21 protein-coding genes and 3 pseudogenes are annotated in these 20,230 nt (G+C 69.5%); 12 read left to right on the top strand and 12 right to left on the bottom strand.

Annotated elements, in window-relative coordinates:
- Nucleotides 1–175 precede the first annotated feature (175 nt).
- From ACWD68_RS07800 to ACWD68_RS07785, 4 genes are all read left to right on the top strand, one after another.
- Entirely contained in the window at nucleotides 176–1,399 is a 1,224-nt protein-coding gene (locus ACWD68_RS07800) for a cytochrome P450 family protein (protein WP_451805706.1), read from the top strand.
- 136 nt (nucleotides 1,400–1,535) lie between these two features.
- On the top strand, nucleotides 1,536–2,282 hold the full coding sequence (locus ACWD68_RS07795; protein WP_451805578.1) for a nuclear transport factor 2 family protein: 747 nt from the start codon (nucleotides 1,536–1,538) through the stop codon (nucleotides 2,280–2,282).
- Nucleotides 2,279–2,620, top strand: a complete 342-nt coding sequence (locus ACWD68_RS07790) for a YciI family protein (protein WP_451805577.1) — start codon at nucleotides 2,279–2,281, stop codon at nucleotides 2,618–2,620. The genes ACWD68_RS07795 and ACWD68_RS07790 overlap by 4 nt, the downstream gene beginning before the upstream one ends.
- A complete protein-coding gene (locus ACWD68_RS07785; RefSeq protein WP_451805576.1) occupies nucleotides 2,617–3,867 on the top strand; it encodes an RNA polymerase sigma factor in 1,251 nt (416 codons plus the stop codon). The genes ACWD68_RS07790 and ACWD68_RS07785 overlap by 4 nt, the downstream gene beginning before the upstream one ends.
- A 90-nt stretch (nucleotides 3,868–3,957) precedes the next feature.
- Here ACWD68_RS07785 and ACWD68_RS07780 read toward each other — a convergent pair whose 3' ends face one another.
- Nucleotides 3,958–4,485 carry a hypothetical protein gene (locus ACWD68_RS07780; protein ID WP_451805575.1) on the bottom strand — a complete coding sequence of 176 codons (528 nt, stop codon included), beginning with the start codon at nucleotides 4,483–4,485 and terminating at the stop codon, nucleotides 3,958–3,960.
- A gap of 103 nt (nucleotides 4,486–4,588) precedes the next feature.
- On the opposite strand from ACWD68_RS07780, the gene ACWD68_RS07775 reads away from it, so the two are divergent.
- Nucleotides 4,589–4,954, top strand: a complete 366-nt coding sequence (locus ACWD68_RS07775; RefSeq protein WP_451805574.1) for a MerR family transcriptional regulator — start codon at nucleotides 4,589–4,591, stop codon at nucleotides 4,952–4,954.
- Nucleotides 4,955–5,019: 65 nt separating this feature from the next.
- On the opposite strand, the gene ACWD68_RS07770 is transcribed toward ACWD68_RS07775, so the two are convergent.
- A complete protein-coding gene (locus ACWD68_RS07770) occupies nucleotides 5,020–6,624 on the bottom strand; it encodes an alpha-amylase family glycosyl hydrolase (RefSeq protein ID WP_451805573.1) in 1,605 nt (534 codons plus the stop codon).
- 53 nt (nucleotides 6,625–6,677) lie between these two features.
- On the opposite strand from ACWD68_RS07770, the gene ACWD68_RS07765 reads away from it, so the two are divergent.
- On the top strand, nucleotides 6,678–7,631 hold the full coding sequence (locus tag ACWD68_RS07765) for a methyltransferase domain-containing protein (protein WP_451805572.1): 954 nt from the start codon (nucleotides 6,678–6,680) through the stop codon (nucleotides 7,629–7,631).
- Nucleotides 7,632–7,719: 88 nt separating this feature from the next.
- Here the strand turns inward: ACWD68_RS07765 and ACWD68_RS07760 are convergent.
- The 3 genes and pseudogenes from ACWD68_RS07760 to ACWD68_RS07750 all read right to left on the bottom strand — a co-directional run bounded on the left by ACWD68_RS07760 (nucleotide 7,720) and on the right by ACWD68_RS07750 (nucleotide 10,721).
- Nucleotides 7,720–8,552 (bottom strand): annotated as a pseudogene (locus ACWD68_RS07760) (alpha/beta hydrolase).
- 141 nt (nucleotides 8,553–8,693) lie between these two features.
- The gene (locus ACWD68_RS07755; RefSeq protein WP_451805571.1) at nucleotides 8,694–9,413 is read right to left on the bottom strand and encodes a GntR family transcriptional regulator; all 720 of its coding nucleotides are present in this window, start codon (nucleotides 9,411–9,413) and stop codon (nucleotides 8,694–8,696) included.
- A 108-nt stretch (nucleotides 9,414–9,521) separates the two neighbouring features.
- Nucleotides 9,522–10,721 carry a serine hydrolase domain-containing protein gene (locus tag ACWD68_RS07750; RefSeq protein ID WP_451805570.1) on the bottom strand — a complete coding sequence of 400 codons (1,200 nt, stop codon included), beginning with the start codon at nucleotides 10,719–10,721 and terminating at the stop codon, nucleotides 9,522–9,524.
- 305 nt (nucleotides 10,722–11,026) lie between these two features.
- On the opposite strand from ACWD68_RS07750, the gene ACWD68_RS07745 reads away from it, so the two are divergent.
- The 3 genes from ACWD68_RS07745 to ACWD68_RS07735 all read left to right on the top strand — a co-directional run bounded on the left by ACWD68_RS07745 (nucleotide 11,027) and on the right by ACWD68_RS07735 (nucleotide 13,506).
- A complete protein-coding gene (locus ACWD68_RS07745) occupies nucleotides 11,027–11,788 on the top strand; it encodes a hypothetical protein (RefSeq protein ID WP_451805569.1) in 762 nt (253 codons plus the stop codon).
- A 425-nt stretch (nucleotides 11,789–12,213) separates the two neighbouring features.
- Nucleotides 12,214–12,519, top strand: coding sequence for a DUF1905 domain-containing protein (locus ACWD68_RS07740; RefSeq protein ID WP_451805568.1), 306 nt, complete (start codon nucleotides 12,214–12,216; stop codon nucleotides 12,517–12,519).
- Nucleotides 12,520–13,119: 600 nt separating this feature from the next.
- Entirely contained in the window at nucleotides 13,120–13,506 is a 387-nt protein-coding gene (locus ACWD68_RS07735) for an Imm32 family immunity protein (protein ID WP_451805567.1), read from the top strand.
- A 58-nt stretch (nucleotides 13,507–13,564) separates the two neighbouring features.
- Here the strand turns inward: ACWD68_RS07735 and ACWD68_RS07730 are convergent, their stop codons facing one another.
- The 4 genes and pseudogenes from ACWD68_RS07730 to ACWD68_RS07715 all read right to left on the bottom strand — a co-directional run.
- Nucleotides 13,565–13,840, bottom strand: a complete 276-nt coding sequence (locus ACWD68_RS07730) for an amphi-Trp domain-containing protein (RefSeq protein ID WP_451805566.1) — start codon at nucleotides 13,838–13,840, stop codon at nucleotides 13,565–13,567.
- Nucleotides 13,841–14,019: 179 nt separating this feature from the next.
- Nucleotides 14,020–14,421, bottom strand: a complete 402-nt coding sequence (locus ACWD68_RS07725; RefSeq protein ID WP_451805565.1) for a hypothetical protein — start codon at nucleotides 14,419–14,421, stop codon at nucleotides 14,020–14,022.
- Nucleotides 14,418–14,648, bottom strand: a complete 231-nt coding sequence (locus ACWD68_RS07720) for a TMEM175 family protein (protein WP_451805564.1) — start codon at nucleotides 14,646–14,648, stop codon at nucleotides 14,418–14,420. Before ACWD68_RS07720 ends, ACWD68_RS07725 begins: the two co-directional genes overlap by 4 nt.
- Nucleotides 14,649–14,746: 98 nt before the next feature.
- Nucleotides 14,747–15,034: pseudogene (locus tag ACWD68_RS07715) on the bottom strand (DUF5829 family protein); the annotation flags it as partial.
- 374 nt (nucleotides 15,035–15,408) lie between these two features.
- Between ACWD68_RS07715 and ACWD68_RS07710 the strand changes: the two are divergent.
- Nucleotides 15,409–16,206, top strand: a complete 798-nt coding sequence (locus tag ACWD68_RS07710) for a carbon-nitrogen family hydrolase (protein ID WP_451805563.1) — start codon at nucleotides 15,409–15,411, stop codon at nucleotides 16,204–16,206.
- Nucleotides 16,207–17,025: 819 nt separating this feature from the next.
- Nucleotides 17,026–17,620 (top strand): annotated as a pseudogene (locus tag ACWD68_RS07705) (DUF4291 domain-containing protein).
- 178 nt (nucleotides 17,621–17,798) lie between these two features.
- Here ACWD68_RS07705 and ACWD68_RS07700 read toward each other — a convergent pair.
- Together ACWD68_RS07700 and ACWD68_RS07695 are read right to left on the bottom strand one after the other, a co-directional pair.
- Nucleotides 17,799–18,698 carry a phosphotransferase family protein gene (locus ACWD68_RS07700; RefSeq protein WP_451805562.1) on the bottom strand — a complete coding sequence of 300 codons (900 nt, stop codon included), beginning with the start codon at nucleotides 18,696–18,698 and terminating at the stop codon, nucleotides 17,799–17,801.
- A 145-nt stretch (nucleotides 18,699–18,843) separates the two neighbouring features.
- Nucleotides 18,844–19,131 carry a hypothetical protein gene (locus tag ACWD68_RS07695; RefSeq protein WP_451805716.1) on the bottom strand — a complete coding sequence of 96 codons (288 nt, stop codon included), beginning with the start codon at nucleotides 19,129–19,131 and terminating at the stop codon, nucleotides 18,844–18,846.
- Here ACWD68_RS07695 and ACWD68_RS07690 point away from each other — a divergent pair.
- On the top strand, nucleotides 19,073–19,249 hold the full coding sequence (locus ACWD68_RS07690; RefSeq protein ID WP_451805705.1) for a hypothetical protein: 177 nt from the start codon (nucleotides 19,073–19,075) through the stop codon (nucleotides 19,247–19,249). The two genes, ACWD68_RS07695 and ACWD68_RS07690, sit on opposite strands and share 59 nt — an antisense overlap.
- Nucleotides 19,250–19,311: 62 nt before the next feature.
- Here the strand turns inward: ACWD68_RS07690 and ACWD68_RS07685 are convergent, their stop codons facing one another.
- Nucleotides 19,312–19,983 carry a HalD/BesD family halogenase gene (locus ACWD68_RS07685; RefSeq protein WP_451805561.1) on the bottom strand — a complete coding sequence of 224 codons (672 nt, stop codon included), beginning with the start codon at nucleotides 19,981–19,983 and terminating at the stop codon, nucleotides 19,312–19,314.
- Between the last annotated feature and the right edge of the window lie 247 nt (nucleotides 19,984–20,230).

The following is a 20,230-nucleotide window of genomic DNA, read 5'->3' as shown; positions in this document are numbered from 1 at the left end:
CCGGTGGCCACAACGGCAGCCTGACCCACCCGAAGGGCTTCGCCGAGCTGCTGCGCACGCTGCTCTGAGCAGGCAGAATCGATCGTCGTACGGCCCCGACGGCGTCGTACGACCGTCAACTCGGCCCAGTAGCAAGGAGAACCCGGTGGACACCTCGCCCGTCAGGCCGCACCGCATGGACCCCGCGGGCGGCTGCCCGCACGCCGACAACGAGCGGCTGCTCGCGCGAGGCGCCGTCGCGACGGTGGAGCTGCCCGGTGCGGTGGAAGGCATGGCGGTGCTGGGGCACGACGCGTTGAAGGAGTTCCTCGCGCACCCTGATGTAGCCAAGGGGGCACGGCACTTCACGGCCCTGCGCGAGGGACGGATAGCCGATGGCTGGCCCTTGCTGACCTTCGCCACCGTGCAGGGGATGACGACCGCCGACGATGACGACCACCGGCGGCTGCGCTCCCTCGTCAGCAAGGCGTTCACCGCGCGACGGGTGGAACAACTGCGCCCCAGGATCGAGGAGTTGACGTCCGGACTGCTCGACGGCCTGCACGCGGCGGCACAGCAGGGCGGGGGAGTGGCCGATCTGCGCCGGAACTTCGCGCTCCCGCTGCCGATGGGCGTCATCGGTGAACTCCTCGGCGTCGAGGCCGAGTACCTCGACCGGCTGCACCATCTGTCGAACCAGGTCGTCGCCACCGACATCGGACCGGAGCAGGTCGTCGCCGCGAACCGCGAACTGGTGTCCGTGCTGGTCGCCGTCGCGACCGAGCGCGCGGAGAACCCCGGCGACGACCTCACCAGCGCCCTGATCGCCGCCCGGGACGAGGAGGGCGACAGGCTCAGCCAGCAGGAACTCATCGGCACCCTGGTGCTCATGATCATCGCCGGGCACGAGACCACACTGAACCTGATCACCAACGCCGTACGGGCGCTGTGCGGGCACCGGGACCAGCTGGAGTCCGTCCTCAAGGGCGAGTCGAGCTGGGCGGACGTCGTGGAGGAGACCCTGCGCTGGGACGCGCCCGTCAGCTACTTCCCGTTCCGCTACCCGGTGCGGGACCTGACCGTCGACGGGACCGTCATCCCCCAGGGCACACCGGTTCTCGCCGGGTATTCGGCCGCGGGCCGCGACCGGGCCGCCCACGGCCCGGACGCCGACCGCTTCGACATCACCCGCCCCGGGCGGCCCGGTGCCGTCCGGCACCTCTCCCTCGGGCACGGCGCCCACTACTGCCTCGGCGCCCCGCTCGCCCGGATGGAGGCCACCATCGCCCTGGAGCGGCTGTTCACCCGCTTCCCCGACCTCGACCTCGCGCTGCCCGAGGCGGAACTCAGCCGTCACGCCAGCTTCGTCGGCAACAGCGTCCGAGCCCTTCCGGTGCGGCCCGGAGCCTCCCGCCTCTGACAGCGCGCGGCGGCGCGCACACGGGCCGCGCGTGCCCGGAGCGCCCCCGGGGGAAAAAGATCAGCGTCGCGTGTCGATTCGCCGCGCCGCCGTTCGTCGGTGGGGTGCAGGAAGCCCATGAGTACCGGGAGGAACCATGAAGTACATGCTGCTGGTCTGCGGCGACGACACCGCCGACTCATCCGGCATGGCGCCCGTCGAACCCTGGGTCGAGGAACTGGGCGCCGAGCGCGGCGTCCGGCTGCACGGCCACCGGCTCCGGCTGCCCGCGGACGCGGTCACTGTCCGGGTGCGGGACGGCGAGGTGCTGCGCACCGACGGCCCCTTCGCCGAGACTAAGGAGTACGTCGCCGGTTTCGACATCCTCGACTGCGCCGACATGGAGGAGGCGATCCAGGCCGCCGCGCGACACCCCGTCGCGGCCATCGGCGCCATGGAGGTCCGCGCGTTCTGGGACGAGGAGGACGCCGAACCGGAGATCCGCCGCCTCGACGCGGAGCTCACCGAGGCCGCCCGCGAGCGTGACGTCGACCGGGCGATGGCCTGCTACGCCCCGGACGTCGAGGTGTTCCACCCCGTGAGCGGTCTGGAACAGAGCGGTGTCGACGCCTTGCGCAAGGCGGAGGAACTGTGGTTCTCGACGCTCGCCGGCCCCGTCGACCGCGAGGTGCTCGACTTCCGCCTGCGCGTCGACGAGAGCGTCGCCTTCAGCCACGCCCTGGTGCGTACGCGCGCCACCCTCGTCGACGGCGGAGCGCTCGACACCACCGCGCGCGTCACCACGGGCTACCGCGCCGCCGGCGACCGCTGGCAGATCGTCCACCAGCACACGTCGGTGCCGGTCGTCGCCGGCATCCCGGGAACCGAGGAGGTCCGGTCGTGAAGTACGTCCTGTTCCTCTGCACGCCCGTCGGCGGCGAGGACCTCGGTCCCGAGGAGATCGCCGACGACCCCTGGTTCACCTCGTACGTCCAAGAGGTGCGCGACCACGACATCATGAAGGGCGGCGCCCGGCTGCGGCCCTCCACCGACGCCACCACCGTCCGGGTCCAGGGCGACGAAGTCCTGCTCAGCGACGGCCCGTTCGTCGAATCGAAGGAGTACGTCGCGGGCATCGACATCGTCGAGGTCGCCGACCTCGACGAGGCCATCGCACTCGCGTCCCGGCATCCGGCGGCGCTGGGCGGCGGTTCGGTCGAGGTGCGGCCGGTCTGGGAGTGAACGACGACATCGAGGAGGCGGTCGCCGCCGCGTTCCGCGAGGAGTGGGGCCAGGTCGTCGCCACCCTCATCAGGGTGACCGGCGACTGGGACCTCGCCGAGGAATGCGCGCAGGACGCCTTCGCGCACGCCCTCGACCGGTGGCGGCGCGACGGTGTGCCGCGCCGCCCCGGCGCCTGGCTGACCACGACCGCGCGCAACCGCGCCCTGGATGTGCTGCGCCGAGAGGCGGTCGGGGCACGGAAGCTGAGGGAGGCGGCGGTGCCGGCGCGTGACGAGGGTCCGTACGACCCGGAGTTCGACGAGGACAGCGGGGTCGGGGACGACCGGCTGCGGCTGATCTTCACCTGCTGCCATCCGGCGCTTCCCCTCGAGGCCCGGGTTGCGCTCACCCTGCGCACCCTGGCCGGGCTGACCACGCCCGAGATCGCGCGCGCCTTTCTCGTCCCCGAGGCGACGATGGCGCAGCGACTGGTGCGCGCCAAACGGAAGATCCGCAACGCGGGCATCCCGTACCGCGTACCGCCCGCGCACCTCCTGCCCGAACGCACCACGGGCGTCCTCGGCGTGCTCTACCTGCTCTTCAACGAGGGGTACGCCGCCACGGCCGGCGTCGATCTGGTGCGCACGAACCTCTGCGCCGAGGCGATCCGCCTCGCCCGCGTCCTGGCCGGCCTGATGCCCGACGAGCCCGAAGTCCTCGGTCTGCTCGCTCTGTTGCTGCTGCACGACGCCCGGCGCGGTACGCGCGTCGACGCGGCGGGCGACCTGGTCACCCTGGAGGACCAGGACCGTGGCGCCTGGGAGAGGCCGGAGGCCGACGAGGGCGCCGCGCTGCTGGAGACCGCTCTGCGCCGCGGGCGCCCGGGGCCGTACCAGATCCAGGCCGCGATCGCCGCCTGCCACACCACCGCCGCGACGGCCGAGGAGACCGACTGGGCCGACGTCGCGGCGCTCTACGGCGAGCTCCGGCGCTTCGTGCCCTCAGCCGTGGTCCGGCTCAACCGGGCGGTCGCCGTGGGCATGTCCGAAGGCCCCGAGGCCGGGCTCGCCCTGGTCACCGAGCTGGAGGAGGAGGGTGAGCTGGACGCCTACCACCTGCTGCCCGCCACCCGTGCGGACCTGCTGCGTCGCGGCGGTCGTACCGCGGAGGCCGCCGAGGCGTACGAGCGGGCGCTCGAACTGGTGGAGAACGCGTCCGAGCGGAGATTTCTGGAGAAGCGGCTCGCGGAGTGTCGATCGGCGTAGGGGCTCTTTGTCCCTTGGGGTGAAGGGACCCTCCCGACGGTTGGCCGCCCGGGCGGGCAGGGCGAGGGCCGAACCCCGGCCGGGAGTCCGTCATGCCGAGGTTGCGCCGTTCGCCTTCCTCGAAGAACGCCGAGTTCCCCCAACCTCCCTGCGTGAGGCGGGATTGCGGTTCGTCGGTTCCGCCGCGTCGATGGTCGGGTTCGTGTGTCGGCCTTGCCACCACGGCGCGAGCTGGAGGACGCCGAACACCACCTCGACGGCGAAGAACGGCCACAAAATCCGAGAGGCTCCCTGGGCCAAGGCGTACGCCTGCCACGTCGCGAACAAGGTGCGCGCGATGCCGTCGAACAGCCCATGCTCCGGGCGCGTTCCGAGAATGCGCAGGAGCGACCAGACGACCACCACCGAGCCCATCAGGTTCGCGAACAGGGTCTGCCACGGGTCGGGTTCGGGCAGAGTGCCCAGTCCGAGCGCGTTGCCCCACGACGACAGTGCGTCGTGAACCAGCATGTAGGTCCAGGGTGTTGCGAATCCCGCCGTGACGGCGAGGTCGTACCAGGCACTGGCCCGGACGAGGCGGACATAGGCGGGTTGCCCGGGGTCGGGAAGACGGATCACGGCGAGGCTCCTGCTGGTCTTGTGGCAGCGACGCCTCACGCTAAACAGTGGAGTACGGTCCAAGGTCAAGCCCTAAACCGAGCTCCATCTCCGACGGAGGGTCATGCGCATCGGTGAACTCGCCGCGCAGGCGGGCATGTCCAGAGACACGATCCGGTTCTACGAAAAGATCGGCCTGGTCGAAGGCCGCCGTCTGGCCAACGGATATCGCGACTTCCCACCCGAGGCGGTGCCCTGGCTGCACTATGTCCGCACCGCACAGACCCTCGGGTTCTCCCTGGCCGAGATCGCGCGGCACGGCGAGGAGCTGCGTGAGGCGCCGGACACCGCGGAATCGCTGTCCGCGCTGTTCGAGGAGAAGATCCAGGTCATCGACGCCCGCATAGCCGAACTGGTCACCCTGCGGGCCGAACTGACCACACGCGTCGGCACCGGCTGCCCGCTGCGGACAGCCGGCCGGCTCGCCTGAACTCCGCCTCCGCGATCGTCGGACCGGGCAGGTGCGCCCAACACGACGGACAGGGGAACCGTGGTTCAGTGCCCGGCCCTCGGCCCGGTGAGTTCGAAGACGGCGTAGCCGAATCCCCGGGCGTCGATGGTGTCGTCGTCGATACGGACGCCGTCGGCTTCCAGGGGGCGGGCGCCGGTGGCGCCGCCGTAGCGGCAACTCGCCCGATCTCGGCGCGGATTGATAACGACGAGATAGCGGCCGCCCCGCACGTACACGAACGGGTAACCGGCGTGCACCACCTCCACCGAACCGCCCGGCCCCAGCTCCGGGGCGCTGGTGCGCAGGGCGACAAGGCGGCGTACGAGATGCAGGAGCGAGGTGTCGTCGGCCAGTTGGGCGGCGACCGTCGGGCGGTCCGGGGACGGGTCGACGGGGAGGTAGAGGCGGTCGGCGGGAGCCGTGGAGAAGCCGGCGTTGGGGCTGTCGTCCCACTGCATCGGTGTGCGGGAACCCGCGCGGTTGTAGCGCGGCCCCAGCACGCTGCCCTCCTTCTCGGGCAGTCCCGCAAGGTAACGCATGCCGATCTCGTCGCCGTAGTAGATCGCCGGAAGGGTCGGCCAGGTCATCTGAAAGGCGAAGGCGGCGGGGAGCTGGTCGGCCGTGCGGGGGCCGCAGTTGAGGCGGGAGAAGTCGTGGTTGGCGGTGGGGAGGGCGATGAAGCCGTCCTCGCCGAGCATGGACGCCGCCCGGCTCCACGCGTCCACGAAGGGGCGCGGGGAGCCCCGGCCCTCGGCGTCGAAGAAGCAGTCGAGCGGATCCCAGGCCTCGTTGACCGTGCCTTCGCCGTTGCTCCACAGCGAGCGCAGGGCGAGTCCGTCGGTCGGCCCGCCGAACTGGAGGAAGAAGTCCGCGTGGAACCCCGCGGGGACGGACACCTCGGGTTCTCCCCACTCCGAGAGCAGCACCGCCTGGGGATGCGCGCGGTCCAGCCAGTGGCGCAACTCCGTCCAGATCGCGGCCGTCTCCTTCCGGTCCGGGTCGTCCTTCACGAGCGAGGCGGCCATGTCCACGCGGAAGCCGGAGAGCCCGAGACCCAGCCAGTGGTCCATCACCGAGCGCAGCGCGGCACGGTTGGCGCGCGGTCCCTCCGCGGCGACCGGGCCGCGCCACGGCTCGTCCGGACGGGCGCGCGCGTAACCGAAGTTGAGGGCGGGCTGGAAGGCGAAGAAGTTCGGCAGATAGGCCCCCGGGCGGGTTCCGGGGGAGGGGACGAAGCCGTCCGGGGAGCCCTCGGGCGCCCAGATGTACCGGTCGTCGGCCGGATCGTCCATCGCGGTCCGGAACCACGGGTGCTGGTCGGAGGTGTGACCCGCCACGAGGTCGAGGAGTACGCGGATGCCGCGACGGCCGGCCTCGTCCACGAGGCGGGCGAGGTCGTCGGACGAGCCGTAACGGGGAGCGACGTCCAGGTAGTCGGCGACGTCGTATCCGGCGTCGCCGAACGGTGACACGAAGCACGGGTTGAGCCACACGGTGTTCACGCCCAGCCACGCGAGGTGGTCGAGGCGCTCGGCGATTCCGTCGAAGTCGCCGATGCCGTCGCCGTTCGAGTCGGCGAACGACTGCGGGTAGATCTGGTAGAAGACGGCGTCGGCCAGCCAGGCGGGGGCGGGGCGGAACGAGGTCATGCCGGGGACGATAGATCAGCGCACCGGCGCCCGCTGCCCCTAAGCTCGGCCAGATGTTCACGCCGCAAGGTCCCACCCTCCGCGAACTGGCCGTGCAGGGCCTCTCGTCCATCGAACACGGCTACGACCTGCTCGCCCCCAAGTTCGATCACACGCCGTTCCGGACCCCGGACGCGATCCTCGACGCCGTCGGACGGGCTCTCGCGCCGATGGGACCGTTCACCGCGGGACTCGACCTCTGCTGCGGCACCGGCGCGGGCATGGAGGTCCTGCGGGAACTGTGCCGGGAGAGCGTCACCGGCGTCGACATCAGTACGGGCATGCTGACGGTCGGACGTGAGCGGCTCGGCACCGACGGCTCACCGTCCCCGGTGCGGACGCGCGGGGACGGCTCACCGCCCCTGGCGAAGCCGTGCGACGACGAGCCACCGCCGGTCGCCCCGATGCCGGGAGGCAGGCCGCCCTCCGTCGCTCCGGCGCAGGGCGGCACGCTGCCGTCCGTCGCCTCCGTACGGGGGGCCGGGTCACCGTCCGTGCCCCGGGTTGACGGCGACGGCGCCCCGTCGGTCGCCTGGGTGCGCGGCGATGCCCGCGCCCTTCCCTTCGGGCCCGCGTTCGACCTGGTCGTGAGCTTCGGCGCCTTCGGGCACTTCCTGCCGCGCGAGCTGCCCGGCCTGTTCGCCGGGATCCACGCCGTACTGCGTCCCGCCGGGCGCTTCGCGTTCCCGGTCATGGCTCCGCCGCGGCCCAGCTCGCCGTGGTTCTGGGCCCTGCTGGGCTTCGACACGGTGATGCGGGTGCGCAATGCCGTCCGGCGTCCGACCTTCGTCATGTACTACCGGGCGTTCCGGCTCGGTGATGTGGAGCGGGAGCTGGCTCGGGCCGGATTCCGGACGGAACTTCACGCGCTGTCCACGTTCGGCCGGCGACGGGACGGCAGCCCGCGGGCCCGGATGGTCGTCGCCACGCGCGAGGACACCTCGGGGAGGCCGTCGGGCGCCGTATGACGGGGCCGAGGGCCCCGGAAGGCTCCCTTTCGAGAGATGGTGCGGTGGTGCGGTGCGGCGTGCGGGCGCCGCGCGGCCGCGGTGGAGGTCAGACGAAACGGCGGACGAACTCCAGTGCCGTGTCGGCGACTTCCTCCCAGCCGTGGTCGATGGTCAGCGCGTGGCCGCGGTCCTTGATCTCGGTGATCTCGGTGACGCCGGAGTTGCGCTGCTGCTTCTTGTACGACGCGTTGGCGATGGCCCATGGCACGGTGTGGTCCTTCTCGCCGGAGATGATCAGCAGAGGCCCCGGTCCGGGTTCTCGGTGTCGACCTTGACCTCGGTCCAGGGGTTGAAGTTGGCCGTGGCCGCCTGGAAGAGCGGGGCGCCCGGCGCGGGCACGGCGAAGGTGTCGTACAGCTCCTTGGCCTCCTCCTCGCCGACCGCGTTGGCGAAGCCGTAGCGGAACTACTCGAAGGTGAGCGGGACGGCCCGGTTCCGGTTCGCCGGGTTGCCGAGCACGGGCGCGGCGGAGCGCAGGGACGAGATCGGGAGGGGCAGCACGCCCCGGAACGGCGCCGGGTCGATCGCCACCGAGACGGCGGACCGGCCGCGGCCGGCCAGGATCTGGGTGAGGAGGCCGCCGAAGGAGTGGCCGAAGACGGCGGGCTTCTTCTCGAGGCCGCCGATGAGGCTCTCCAGGTGGTCGGCGACCTGACCGACCGTCTTGCTGGCGAAGACCTCGGGGTGGGCCTTGGCCTCCTCGACCGTGTCGGGGTCGTCGGGCCAGGACAGCGAGACCGGAGCGAACCCGGCCTGCTCGAAGTGGGTCGCCCACCGGTCCCAGCTGCTGGGCAGCAGCCACAGACCGTGGACGAAGACGACCGGTACCCGGCCCGTCGCGTTGGCCCGCTCGATCTGCTGTGCGTCGTTGGAGGTCATGCCTCGACGCTAGACGCGAACAGCCCTGCTGGGATCGGTCAGATGACTGCATTCCGGCTCCGGACGGGTGGGTGACCGGCCGAGGTCCCCCACCCCTCCCCTTTGTGTCCGCAGTCTCGACCGTCCTACGTCACCCGGAGTTCACTCGGCCGCCGGAAGTGTGAACTCGTAGACGAGGGCGTCCTGTTGCGCGTCGACGGTCAGGTCGGTGATTTCCAGGGGGCGGTCGTACTGGTCGTGCACGCGGCGGGTGACCCGCACCGACTGCGGGAGCCGGGTGATCGCGTCCCGGTGATGCAGGGTCAGACCCGCCTTGCGCATCCAGTCGTAGGCCCGTGACAGCTGCGCCGACGCGTGGCCGTCCGCGCGGTCGCGGTAGCGGGCGAGTTCCTCGACCTCGGTCACCGCGATCGCGGAGAAGGACGTCACGGCCGTGCGCAGCCCGCTGCCGTCGGCGGCGGCCGACTCGTAGCGGTGGACCAGCGTCGCGCGCCGCGGGGCGAGTCCGAGGGCCTTGGCGTGTTCCGGTGGGGGAGCCTCCCAGGTCACGGTGGTCCGCCGGCGTGCGCACGGTTCGCTGGTGTGCGCGCCGACGGGGAAGTCGAGGGACGGGACGGGCTCGGTGCCGGACAGCGTCGCGTGGCTGCCGCGCCGGTCGGTGGAGACCTGGCCGCCGCGTCGCAGCATCTGCAGCGCCTGCCGTACGGTCTCCCGGCTGACGGCGAAACGGGCGGCCAACTCGCGCTCTCCCGGCAGGCGTTCGCCGGGCGGGATGCTCCCGTCGCGCAGCTCGCCGAGCAGTTGTGCGGCGATCCGCGCGTAGAGCGGTTCGTGGTCGGATGAAGGGGTGGTGCGGGCCATGTCCGCTCCTGCGTGGTGACTAGACGTAGCCGTGCGGGCTCGTTGCGCCACCACATCTAGCATTGGTCTAAACCACCAGGAAAGGGCAGCCGGAGACTTCGGCCGAATTCAACCCGCGTCCCGGACAGGCGCGGTGCGCCCCCGGAGCGCGCTGTACAGGGCGTCGACGAGCGCCATCTTCCTTGGGTCGTCTGCGATGTGCGGGCCCATGCGGTTCATCACGTACCCCAGCGAGACCCCCGCTTCCGGGTCGGCGAGACCGCAGGAGCCGCCGAACCCGTCGTGTCCGAAAGCCCTGGGGTTGGGTCCGTACGATCCGTTGACCCCACTCAGCCACAGTCCGAGTCCTGCCTCCGTCTCATTCGCGAACCCGGCGCCCAGGACCAGGTCGCGGCAACTGCCCTGTCCCTCGCGTACCCGCTCGGCCGCCTCCGGGGACAGCACGCGCCGGGAGCCGTAGGTGCCCTTCAGCGCGAAGATCCCGTACAACTCGGCGATCGCGCGCGCCGTTCCGTGGCCGTTGGCGGCCGGTATCTCGGCGGCCCGCCATCGCGGTGTGTTCGCCTCGGCGGCTCCGACCGACGGGTTGGCGAGCGCGGCCAGCGCCGCGGGCGCCAACTGTGCGAAGACCGCTGCCTGTTCACTGCTCGACGCGGCCGGAGGGTGGACGAGCTCGGCCGCCCGTCCGGCCTCCTTCTCCGGTAGTCCGATGGTGAAGTCGATCCCGAGCGGCCCGGTCACCTCCCGCTCGAGGAAAGCGCCCGGCAACAGCCCCGACACGCGCCGCACCAGCTCACCGACCAGGTGCCCGAACGTCAGCGCGTGATAGCCGGACCGGGTACCCGGCTCCCACCAGGGCTCCTGCTCCGCGAGGCGCCGGACGGTCAGCTCCCAGTCGCAGAGCTGCGCGAAGGTGTGCGGCTCACGCAGCCCGGACAACCCCGCCCGGTGGGACAGCAGATGACGTACGAGGACGTCGGCCTTGCCCGCCGCCGCGAACTCCGGCCAGTACGTGGCCACCGGGGCGTCGAGGTCGAGCAGTCCCTGATCGGCCAGGATGTGCGCGCACAACGCGGTCGGTCCCTTCGAGGTCGACCACACGTTGACCAGCGTCTCCCGCTCCCACGGGCGGGTGCGGGCCGCGTCGGCCGAGCCGCCCCACAGGTCCACCACTGTCTCCCCGTCGAGAGTGACGCACACCGCCGCGCCCAGCTCCCCGCGGGCGCGGAAGTTCTCCTCGAACGCGGTGCGCACCGCAGTGAAGCGCGGGTCGCAGTGGCCTTCTGTAAGGGGGGTTTGCTGGGTCATGAGCCCTCCGTGATGCGTCCGCGGGTGGTCGGGAAGGTGCCGGGCCCGTTGAACGTACCGACTGGTCGGACTGGAGGGAAGTCGTACGACGACAAAGCGCGTTGTGGCCCGCCGACCGCCGACCGCCGACCGCCGACCGCCGACCGCCGACCGCCGACCGCCGACCGCCGACCGCCGCCCGCCGACCGCCGCCCGAGCCTGGCGCCCGCGTAGTTCCCCACTGGGTGAGGCCATGGGAGACAGCTGTGCCTGGTGGAGGCCCGAGCGCTGCACGGGCTGTCGGAGGCGGGTGAGAGTCTGGGCCGGTGCTGATAGAGGGATTCGAGAACGCCCCTGTTGTCGTGGGGGAGGAGCTGCTGGCACTGCCGGGGTTCTGGGCGGCCTACCTGATGTGGCTGAGCCAGACAGACGAGTACGACCCTGTTCCGGAGTGGTTCGGTGTCGACGGGGCCGATGCCGACGCGGCCTGGGGCGCGCTGAGCGACGAGGACCAATGGCCCGTCTTCCGGATCCCGTTCGCGGGCGGTCACACCGCGCTGGTCCTCGGCTGCAACATTCCCGAGGATCCGGGAACGGAGTACTTCATCACCCACCCCGGATGGGGACGGCACGGCCACCTGACCACTGTCGGCGGCAACCATGCCGGCCCGGGACTCTCCTGGCGGGAGCTCCACCACATCGCCCGCACGCCCGACCTCGACGCCCCGGGAGTCCACGCGGAACACGCCCGCCTGCTCCTGCTACTGCCCACGCTCGGCGACCGGGACATGCCCGAGGACGCCGTGGACATACTCGGCGACGCGCTGGCGCGTGCGGGCCTTCCCGTGACGGAGGCGCGGGGCACCGCGGAAGCGCTCCTCGCGGACCACCCTCTGTGGGAGCCGGCCGAATGGACGTTTCCTGGCGCCTCCCCGCTCTCAGGAGGACAGGATCCGTTGCCCTTCGACGGAATCCTGAACTGCGACGGGCCCATGAGTCCCCGGTTCGGTACTCGTCTCGCCCGGGGCATCACCCGAGAGCAGAGCGACCGGCTGGCCCAGGCGCTCGGCACCTGGCCTGCTGTTTGAACGGCCCGCCCGGGCAAGGCTGTCACCGGCCTCGCCCGCTTTGCTCTGCGGGGGTCCCAGGTGTCACTCGGCGGGCGGCGGAGCCCGGTTGAAGAGCCTTCGATCACCGCGCCTGACCGCAGAGTGCGGCCAGGTCCGCTCCGATGACGGCGCCGTCGGCGTCGCGGGTGAGAAAACCGCGCCGGCCGATCAAGCCGCCGCCGGTGACGATGGGGTGAGGGCGCCGTTCCCGAACCACAGTCCCGGAGTCGGCGAGGACGCCGTTGTCGAACCGCGCTACCGAAGTCGGCGATGACGACGAGCCCGCGGCCTCGGAGGCAGTCTCGGTCCGCCGTACTCCTCCATCGTCGCGGGTGAGGGGACCTGAAGCCCTTCGCCGCATCGATCGCGTATCTTGGCCGTCCTCGAGGAAGGGAGCTGGCCCCATGGAGTTCGTCTTTTCCGGCCGAGTGATCGAATGGCGCGGACCGTCGCCGTACTACTTCGTTCGTGTGCCGGACGAGGAGTCCGCCGACATCCGCGAGGTGGCCGCGATGGCCACCTACGGCTGGGGCGTGATCCCCGTCGATGCCCGGATCGGCGAGGTCGACTTCCAGACGTCGCTCTTCCCCAAGGACGGCGGCTACCTGCTGCCGCTCAAGGTCGCTGCGCGCAGGCCGAGCGGCCTCTCGGCAGGAGATGAGGTGACGGTGAGGATGGCCGTCCGCCTCCATGAACATCAACCCCGCTAGGGCCCACGGTCACGGTGCCAGTGGCCCGGTGGGGTTCGCGAACGCGACTTGATGATCCATGTCGAGCCGCGTTCGCAGACCGTATCGGGACAGCCGACCTCCGAGTCAACAGGCCCGAACCGACCGGTTACATCGACACCTTCTCCGCGGACAACCGGTGCACGGCACGTTCGATCACATCAAGGTCCGGGTCCTCGACCTTCAGACCGACGCACGGGTGAAGACTCAGCCCTTCCTGTCCCGCGCAGCGCGGGTGGAAGGTGAAGCACTTGAACCCGCGGGTCGAAACAGACCAGTCCATGGCGGCCGGCGACTGACAACGCCGGCGCACCTCAACTCGCGCTCACCGATTGAACCGCCGGCGGGCATACGGCAGGGGGGCGTGTCAGGCGGCGCTCACAAACCCATCGCGGGCAAAGCCTTCGTCGAGGTGGGCGCTGGGGGCCGGGTAACCAACTCGGCTGTGCACTGCCGCTCGTGGGTGTGCTTGTGCCTGATGCCTGGGTACATGGCTGACGGTCTTGGCAGGGGGCAGGGAGCAGGGGGGGCAGGGGGGGCAGGCGGACATCATGGGAGTTCGACATTGGAGGACTTACGCCCATGAGACTGATCTTCGACCCCGGGTACGGAGAAGTGGATCTCTCCGCCTCTGCGGAGGAACTGACGTGGTTGGCAAGCGCGGTGGCCCAGGGGGAGGGGCTGCTCAACTCCACGACTTCGCCGGGCGGCGACGTCCTGGCCGGAGTCGAGGTCAAAGAGACTTCCGGCCCCGGTGTCCTCATCGGCCGGGACGCGGAGCGGCACATCCTTGTGATCAGCGGTGACTCCGACGGCAGGGCGGTACTCGCGGAGAACCTGCGGGACATGGCAGGCGCCGAGGACGGCGGTCATCTCCACATCGACTACTTCCCCGGGCACGACTATCTCGCCGAAGGGTCACTGCCCTTGGTGGTCAACAGCCCGCACGGAGGCATGCCAACCCGCTGAACCGGCACTTGGTGGCCGCGTTACGCGGATTCACCTCTCTCGGGATCCGCGATGTCGCTCAGTCGTCGCCCCGAGCATCTTCAGGCGTGGCCGAGGCTTCTCCACTCTGGGCTGTCGACCACTTGAGCTCGATCTCCAGTTCTATCTGCCCGTCCCCGACCTCCACCTCGACTTCGCTGTGCAATTCGTGAGGGATCTGAAGGCTCAGCTTGCCGGGGCCGAGCTGGAGCTCGGCACGGCCACCATGCCTGAGCGCGTCCGCGAGTGCCGCAAGCTGATCGGCAGCCTCAAGGCGTGACAGGGAACGCTTGTGCTCGAATTCGAGGTCCTTCACGGATATCTCCGATCCGGCAGAAAACGTAGTTCTCAGTCATTGTGGTGCCGTGCATCGCGGTAGGCATCTCCACAGCGGTCCCCACAGCGTCCGCACAGCGGGATGGAGACCGTCCCGGATCTCACTGCCGCGGTGGAGGCTGCGCTTCCAAGCCCCCAGGTCGCCGCGGGCGGCACGGCTCACACCATCGCCCGGAGCAACCGGGACCTACCTGACCGACACGGTGACCGCCGAGGTTCGCAAACGCATTGCGATACTGATGGCACGTACTGCCGCCCGGTGCGATAGCCGTCTTCGGCTCGGGAGCCGTCAGGCCAGCAGACTTCGATGGCGGCCTCCCGGCCGTCCTCGCGCGGCGCGTAGAGGTGCTCGCGCCGTGCGTATGCATCCACTGCGGCCGCCAGGACACGGATGGCCAGGAGCGTCAGCCCGTAGACCGTTGCTGCCACGATCTCGCCCTCGTCCGTGCCCAGGGCCTCTGTGACGAGTTGGGTCGGGAACGGGAGGAACACCACCACGAGTAGGAAGAGCAGATTGAGGCTGAGAAAGTTCGGATCCGCCCGTGTGAGGCGGTCGGTCATCGCGTGTGAAGGAGCCAGGCTCCGCCGATCGTCAGGAAACTGACGAGGTAACCCAGGTATCCGGGCCAGCCATCAAGTACCTGCTTCAGTGGAGAGCCCGGTGGATGTACCGCGAGGTCCAGTACGAGCAGCGTGGCGGCGATCGAGAACACACCGTCGCTGAATGCCGCCAGCCGGTCAGTATTGAGGGTTCGGCGCCCGCGTGACTTGTCCGCGTCGGCTGGCATGGCGCTGACTCCTTCAGGTCGATCGACATTCGGAATCTTGCACCCGGTAAGAGCCTCGCTCTAGTTACGAAACGCCTTGGCGCCGCCCGCGGCGTACCTATGTCACCGACGCCGAACAACTCGAGGTAGGTCTCGCGGCCCATCGGATAGCGACCGGTCCAGGTCTGTCCGCCGGTACCGGTAGTGGTGCGAACCTGGAAGTTGGCGAAGTCCCGCAGATAGCCGGAGTGCTCGATGGCGTCGGCGGTCTCCCGGTCGAGGACTCCGTAGGAGTGGTTGTAGAACAGCAGCTGCCGATCGTACGAGGACGGGTTCCCTTCCGCCTGTGCGGTCTCCACGCCACCCCCGATCGCTCCGGTGAGAGCCACGGCGAGCACGACGATCATCCGTAATGTCCGGCGAATCGGCATGCGAGGGATCGTAGGACGGGAAAGATGCGGCTCCTCTTCCCTTTGACCCAGGCCGAAATGCTTGACACGTGGCGGTCGGCGAAGTGCTGCATCTCCAACAGGTTCTGGCCAGGTCCATGCTGGTAGTAGCCCTCGACCGGTGAGGCGGGCGGTATCCGCTCACTCCGTCCCCAGTGGACGCCGTCCGGGTGCCAGGTCTCGGGGTCGGCTGCGCGTGCTGACAGCGGCGTCAGGGGAGTGCGCGCGAAAGGCCGTCCGCTCACGGCGCGCGAGATGGGCCTGTGGTTCCTTACGCTCGTAGGGACAGGTTCCCTTGGACCGTGGTGGACACGGTCTCGGAGGTGGCAGCCATGCGTGCCTCACTGATCCAGCTGTCCGTCGACTCGTCGGACTCCGCCGACGAGCGACGTCACAGAGCGGCTTCGCTGGTCCGCGGTCGGACGGGCGACGACCTGGTGGTCCTGCCGGAGCTCTGGGCGGCCGGTGCGTGGTCGTACGACCGCTGGGATCACGATGCCGAAGGCCTGGACGGCCCCACCGCCGAGGCCATGTCCGCCGCGGCGCGGCAGGCCGGGGTGTGGCTCCACGCCGGATCGATCGTCGAGCGCGACAGGGACGGGACGCTGTACAACACCGCCCTGCTCTTCGACCGGAACGGCGACTTGCGCGGTCACTATCGCAAGATCCACCGGTACGGCTTCGACACCGGCGAGGCGACCCTGATGGGTGGTGGCGACGACATCGTCACCGTGCCCACCGACGTCGGTGTCATCGGCCTCGCCATCTGCTACGACCTGCGCTTCCCTGAACTCTTCCGGGCTCTGCTCGACGCGGGCGCGGAACTCGTCGTGGTGCCCGCCGCATGGCCCGCGGCCCGTCTCAGCCACTGGCAGCTCCTCACGCGCACCAGGGCCCTGGAGGAGCAGGTCTTCCTCCTGGCCTGCTGCGCGACGGGTGAGCACGGAGGCATGCGGCAGGGCGGACACAGCGTGGTCGTCGACCCCTGGGGGACCGTCATGGGTGAGGCCGGCACGGCGGAGGAAACGGTGACCGTGGACGCCGACATGACCGAGGTCACCCGGATCCGCTCCGAGCTCCCCGTCCTGCGTGACCGTGTCCTGGCCATCGACGCCCCCGGAGGGCGGTGACATGTGGCGGCGGGCCACGTGCGCCGGCGCCATGACCGGCCCATGACGCCTGGATCTCGTGCACTCCGCGCACATGGCCCGGCGACACATGTCGCGCAGCGACCCTGTGAAGCCCTCACACTCGATCTCGGCGGCGAGTACATTCTCCTGGCCCTCCGTGGTTCCCCAGCCGCGGGAAGCGGGCCTGATCCATGTCAAGCCGTGTTCACAGACCTTTACTCCGCCCGGGACTGTTCAGGGTCTGACAGCAAAACGTCTCTATGTTGCAAAGCGAGTCGGAGCCCCTCTTCGAGGACCGGCCGTCTTTTCGCCTCGCGCGTACACCCAGCGGCCCTAGCCACAATTCCGCGTCCACGTGCACCCCCGGCCTACGGCGCGTTCGGATAGAGCCCTACCCCCGTGGACAACCCGTCACTCCGAGCGCCGATGTCCCCAGACAGCGCCACAGTTGGCAGTCACCGTAGACAACGACGAGCAGGGTCGGTCCGGGCCGTGGACGGAGGCGGTCACGAAGGGGGTCTGTGAGCGAGGCTTGATGGTCCAAGTCAAGCCGTGTTCACAGACCATTGGATGACTCCGGGGAACCTGACCGGCCACACGAGACTGATCACCCCAGCCGGACGGACCGAGAGCGCCTTGTCCCGACGGGGATCGCCCGGGCACCGTAGGCCACCCATAGCCATCCTGCGTGAATGCAGGCGTCTGAAAACAAGGTGTGGCACCAAAGGCGTACGGTGCTGCGGCCGACATGCGCCGTCGCCACCAGTGGCAGTCGAAAATCGGTGGTCACCTGACCTGGCCGAGTCCACGCTGTACGCCATGGAAGAACCGCACCGCAGGATCCGCGCGCTCCACACGGCGTCCACGATCACCGTCTACCAGGCGTACTCCCCTGAGATCGGACTGCCCGCCATCCGAGACGGCCGTTTCCCCGCCGCGTGGAAGCCTGGCCGCATGACGTGGATCAAACCCAGTTTCATGTGGATGATGTACCGCTCCGGCTGGGGCACGAAGGAGGGTCAGGAGACCGTCCTCGCCGTCGAGATCACTCGCGACGGCTTCGACTGGGCGCTGCGCCATGCCTGCCTGGCGAGTTATGTTCGCGGACTGCATCCTGATCGCAGCGCCTGGCAGCGCGACCTCAAGCGCGCACCGGCCCGTGTCCAGTGGGATCCCGAACGCGACCTGCACCTGCGTCCCCTGCCGTACCGCTCGCTACAACTGGGGCTCTCGGGTGAGGCATCGTCGCGTTACGCGGACGACTGGATCGTGTCCATCAGTGACGTGACTCCGCTCACCAACGAGATCCACGCCCTCGTCAGGGACGGCGAACTGGACTCAGCGACCCGTCTGCTTCCCCAGGAGCAGGGATACCCCCGCCGGTGAAGAACTACTGGCCCACCTGCGTCCCTGACCGGCAGTCCGGGCACAACCGCCGGCATCACCCATGGGTCACGTGGCAGCATAGATCTGTGAACGCTGCTTGGTGATCCATGTCAAGCCACGTTCGTAGCCCATTCACCTACAGCATGATGGGCGCTGGGACCCGCACGGGGGTTGATGACCTTGGCCGCTCGGTCGACGCGAGGCGGCTATGTCGGAAACAGCCATTGCATCGCGGCAAGACTCTTGTCGACGTACTTGCCTTGTTGCGTCTCGATGCCGTGCGCCAGGTCCTCGAAGACACTGCACCTGGCATAGAACATGGCGCGCTCGCCGAGAGACCCGAGGCCGTTGGCGTCGGTTCGATAGCTGCTGATGGCGGCGCGGGCAGCGCCAGGGCCGAGATCACGGTGGAGAAGCCCGAAGTCGTAGGCCGGATCGACGATGGCTGCATCGCTCCAGTCGATGATGCCGGTCACCGTCCATGCAACCGGGTCGATGAGAACGTGTTCGATCCCCAGATCGTTGTGGGAGAACGCTGGGGTCCATTCATCGTGCGGTGGTGCGGCATCCAAGAACGCCTCGACGGGTCGGCGGTACGCCGCCGGTACCTGCCCGGCTACCGCCACATAGTTCTCCGTGGCCTCATGCCGCCACTCGGCCAGCGGCTGGTGGTCCGCGTCCACCAGATCGGCCAGCCGTTCGATCGGAACAGCGTGCAGCGCAGTGAGCAGATCGCCGAGGGTGGCGGCGATCGACGTGCCGTGGGCCGATAGCTGGTGCGGCGGCATATCCAACAGTGGCGTGCCGGGGAGCTTGTGGTACGCCAGACATCCCTGCTCCGCGACCGTGAACGTCGGTTCGGGGACTGGCAGCGGCGAGATATCGGCTACGGCGGCAAGCACGCGGGCCTCGTGGCCCACCAGGGCGGTCCGCCGTGCCAGGTCGGGCTCCTTGCTGAAGCGCACGATCAGCTCACCGTTGACCTCGTATGCCAGGTTGTCCAGGCCCTCGCCAAGCGGCACAACGGAGTCGATCCGATAGTCGCGCATGTGCGTAGCCACGACGCCGCGGACGTCGGCGAGGCGGTCGCGGCTGCGACTGGTCATTTGCCGACCTTATCAATCGAACGCATGAGGCAAGCGGTGGTCATTGGGTGGCCGCCGCGCGGTCGCCCGGCCAGGCCCGCAAAGGCGCGGATGGCATCCCTTCAGGCACGGAAAAGGGTCTGTGAACTCTGCTTGATGATCCATGTCAAACCGTGTTCATAGACCTTTTCTGCGGCCGGTCGACACCTGTGGGGAACCGACGAAATGCGAAATCTACGGCCTGAGCAGCGACAACCAGGAAATCGTCCCCCTGAGCATCGGCGCGAAGCAGGACTACGACAAGTCCCTTGCCCAACTCCCGGCCGGCGAGCGCCGGTGGGCGGTGTACGGCCTCGAGTTCGAGAAGGTGGAAGGCGAGAGGCGAGAGGCGCAGGATTGTCCTCATCCTCTGGCCGCCGGACACCTCCACGGTCAAGCAGAGAATGATCTTCACGAGTTCAAACGTTGCCCTCAGGAGGTCCCTCGAGGGTGTCACAGTCGAGATCCGGAGCAGTGACCTCAGCGACGTGTCCTACGAAGCGGTCCTGGGCAGGGCGAGCACCGGAGCCTGACGCGACCCACCACCATGGCCGCGCTGGAACGGCGCAGACAGCACAGGACGCCGGTGCCGTAATCAGTACAGCTGGGAGCTGGAAGGGGTCACAGCCCGTTGCCGGTCCGGTGTGGTGTAGGCGAAGTTGAGGACTGTACGGCGCAGGCCGGGGTGGCGGAGCGGGGTGCCGCGGTGGGCGGTGGCGTCGCTGCGCAGCAGGTAGCCGTCGCCGGGCCGGTGGTGGGCCTGGAGGGCTGTGTTGGTCTGCAGGGTGTCCAGGTCGACGGTGTGGGGGACGTACTCCAGGAGTCCGCCGTGGGCGGGGTCGGCAGGTGCCTCGATGAACAACACCAAGGCCAGGGGGTAGTCGTCGGTGTGAGCGCCGTGGGTGTCCCCCTGCTGGTGGAGGCTGTTGATGACGTGCCGTTCGAGCGGGTCCTTCACCGGGACGGCCTCAATGCCTGCGATCCGGCCGAGCAGGCCGAGCAGGTGCTCGTCGCGGTACAACTGCGGGATCAGCTGGGATTCCCGGGCGATGACGTGGCCGCCGAGTGTAGTCATGTGGCGGGGCGAGCGATCCATGCATTCCATGTCGAAGTCTCGCCGTGCGGCTAGTTTTCCCAGCCGTCGCACCTCGCTGTCGAGGATCGGCAGCACCTCGGGTGGCACCAGGGCCGGCAGGGGCAGGTAGCCGTCGGTGGCGAAGCAGTCGCGCAGGACACAGGTGTACTCGGGTAGGGATAACACGGACATGCCTTACCCGGCTCCGCCCGCAACCATGTCGTGCGGGTTACCTCGTCACCCACACGGCATGGTTGCCCCGGAAACGTAACTGAGGGACAACCTCGGGTGGGACGGCGGGGCTTGCGACGTCTCACCCGGCCGCCGCTCCGCCGCGACGGAGGAGTCGACGCCCGCCCAGCACTGGTCGCCGAGGAGCATGAGGTGCGCGCCGATGGGCAAAGAGATCGCCGCGCACGTCCCGGTCGGCTGACGGGGC

Source organism: Streptomyces sp. NPDC005141, assembly GCF_053599975.1.
The sequence above is the reverse complement of the archived record's forward strand: the minus strand, read 5'-3'. Positions and strand labels throughout refer to the sequence as shown.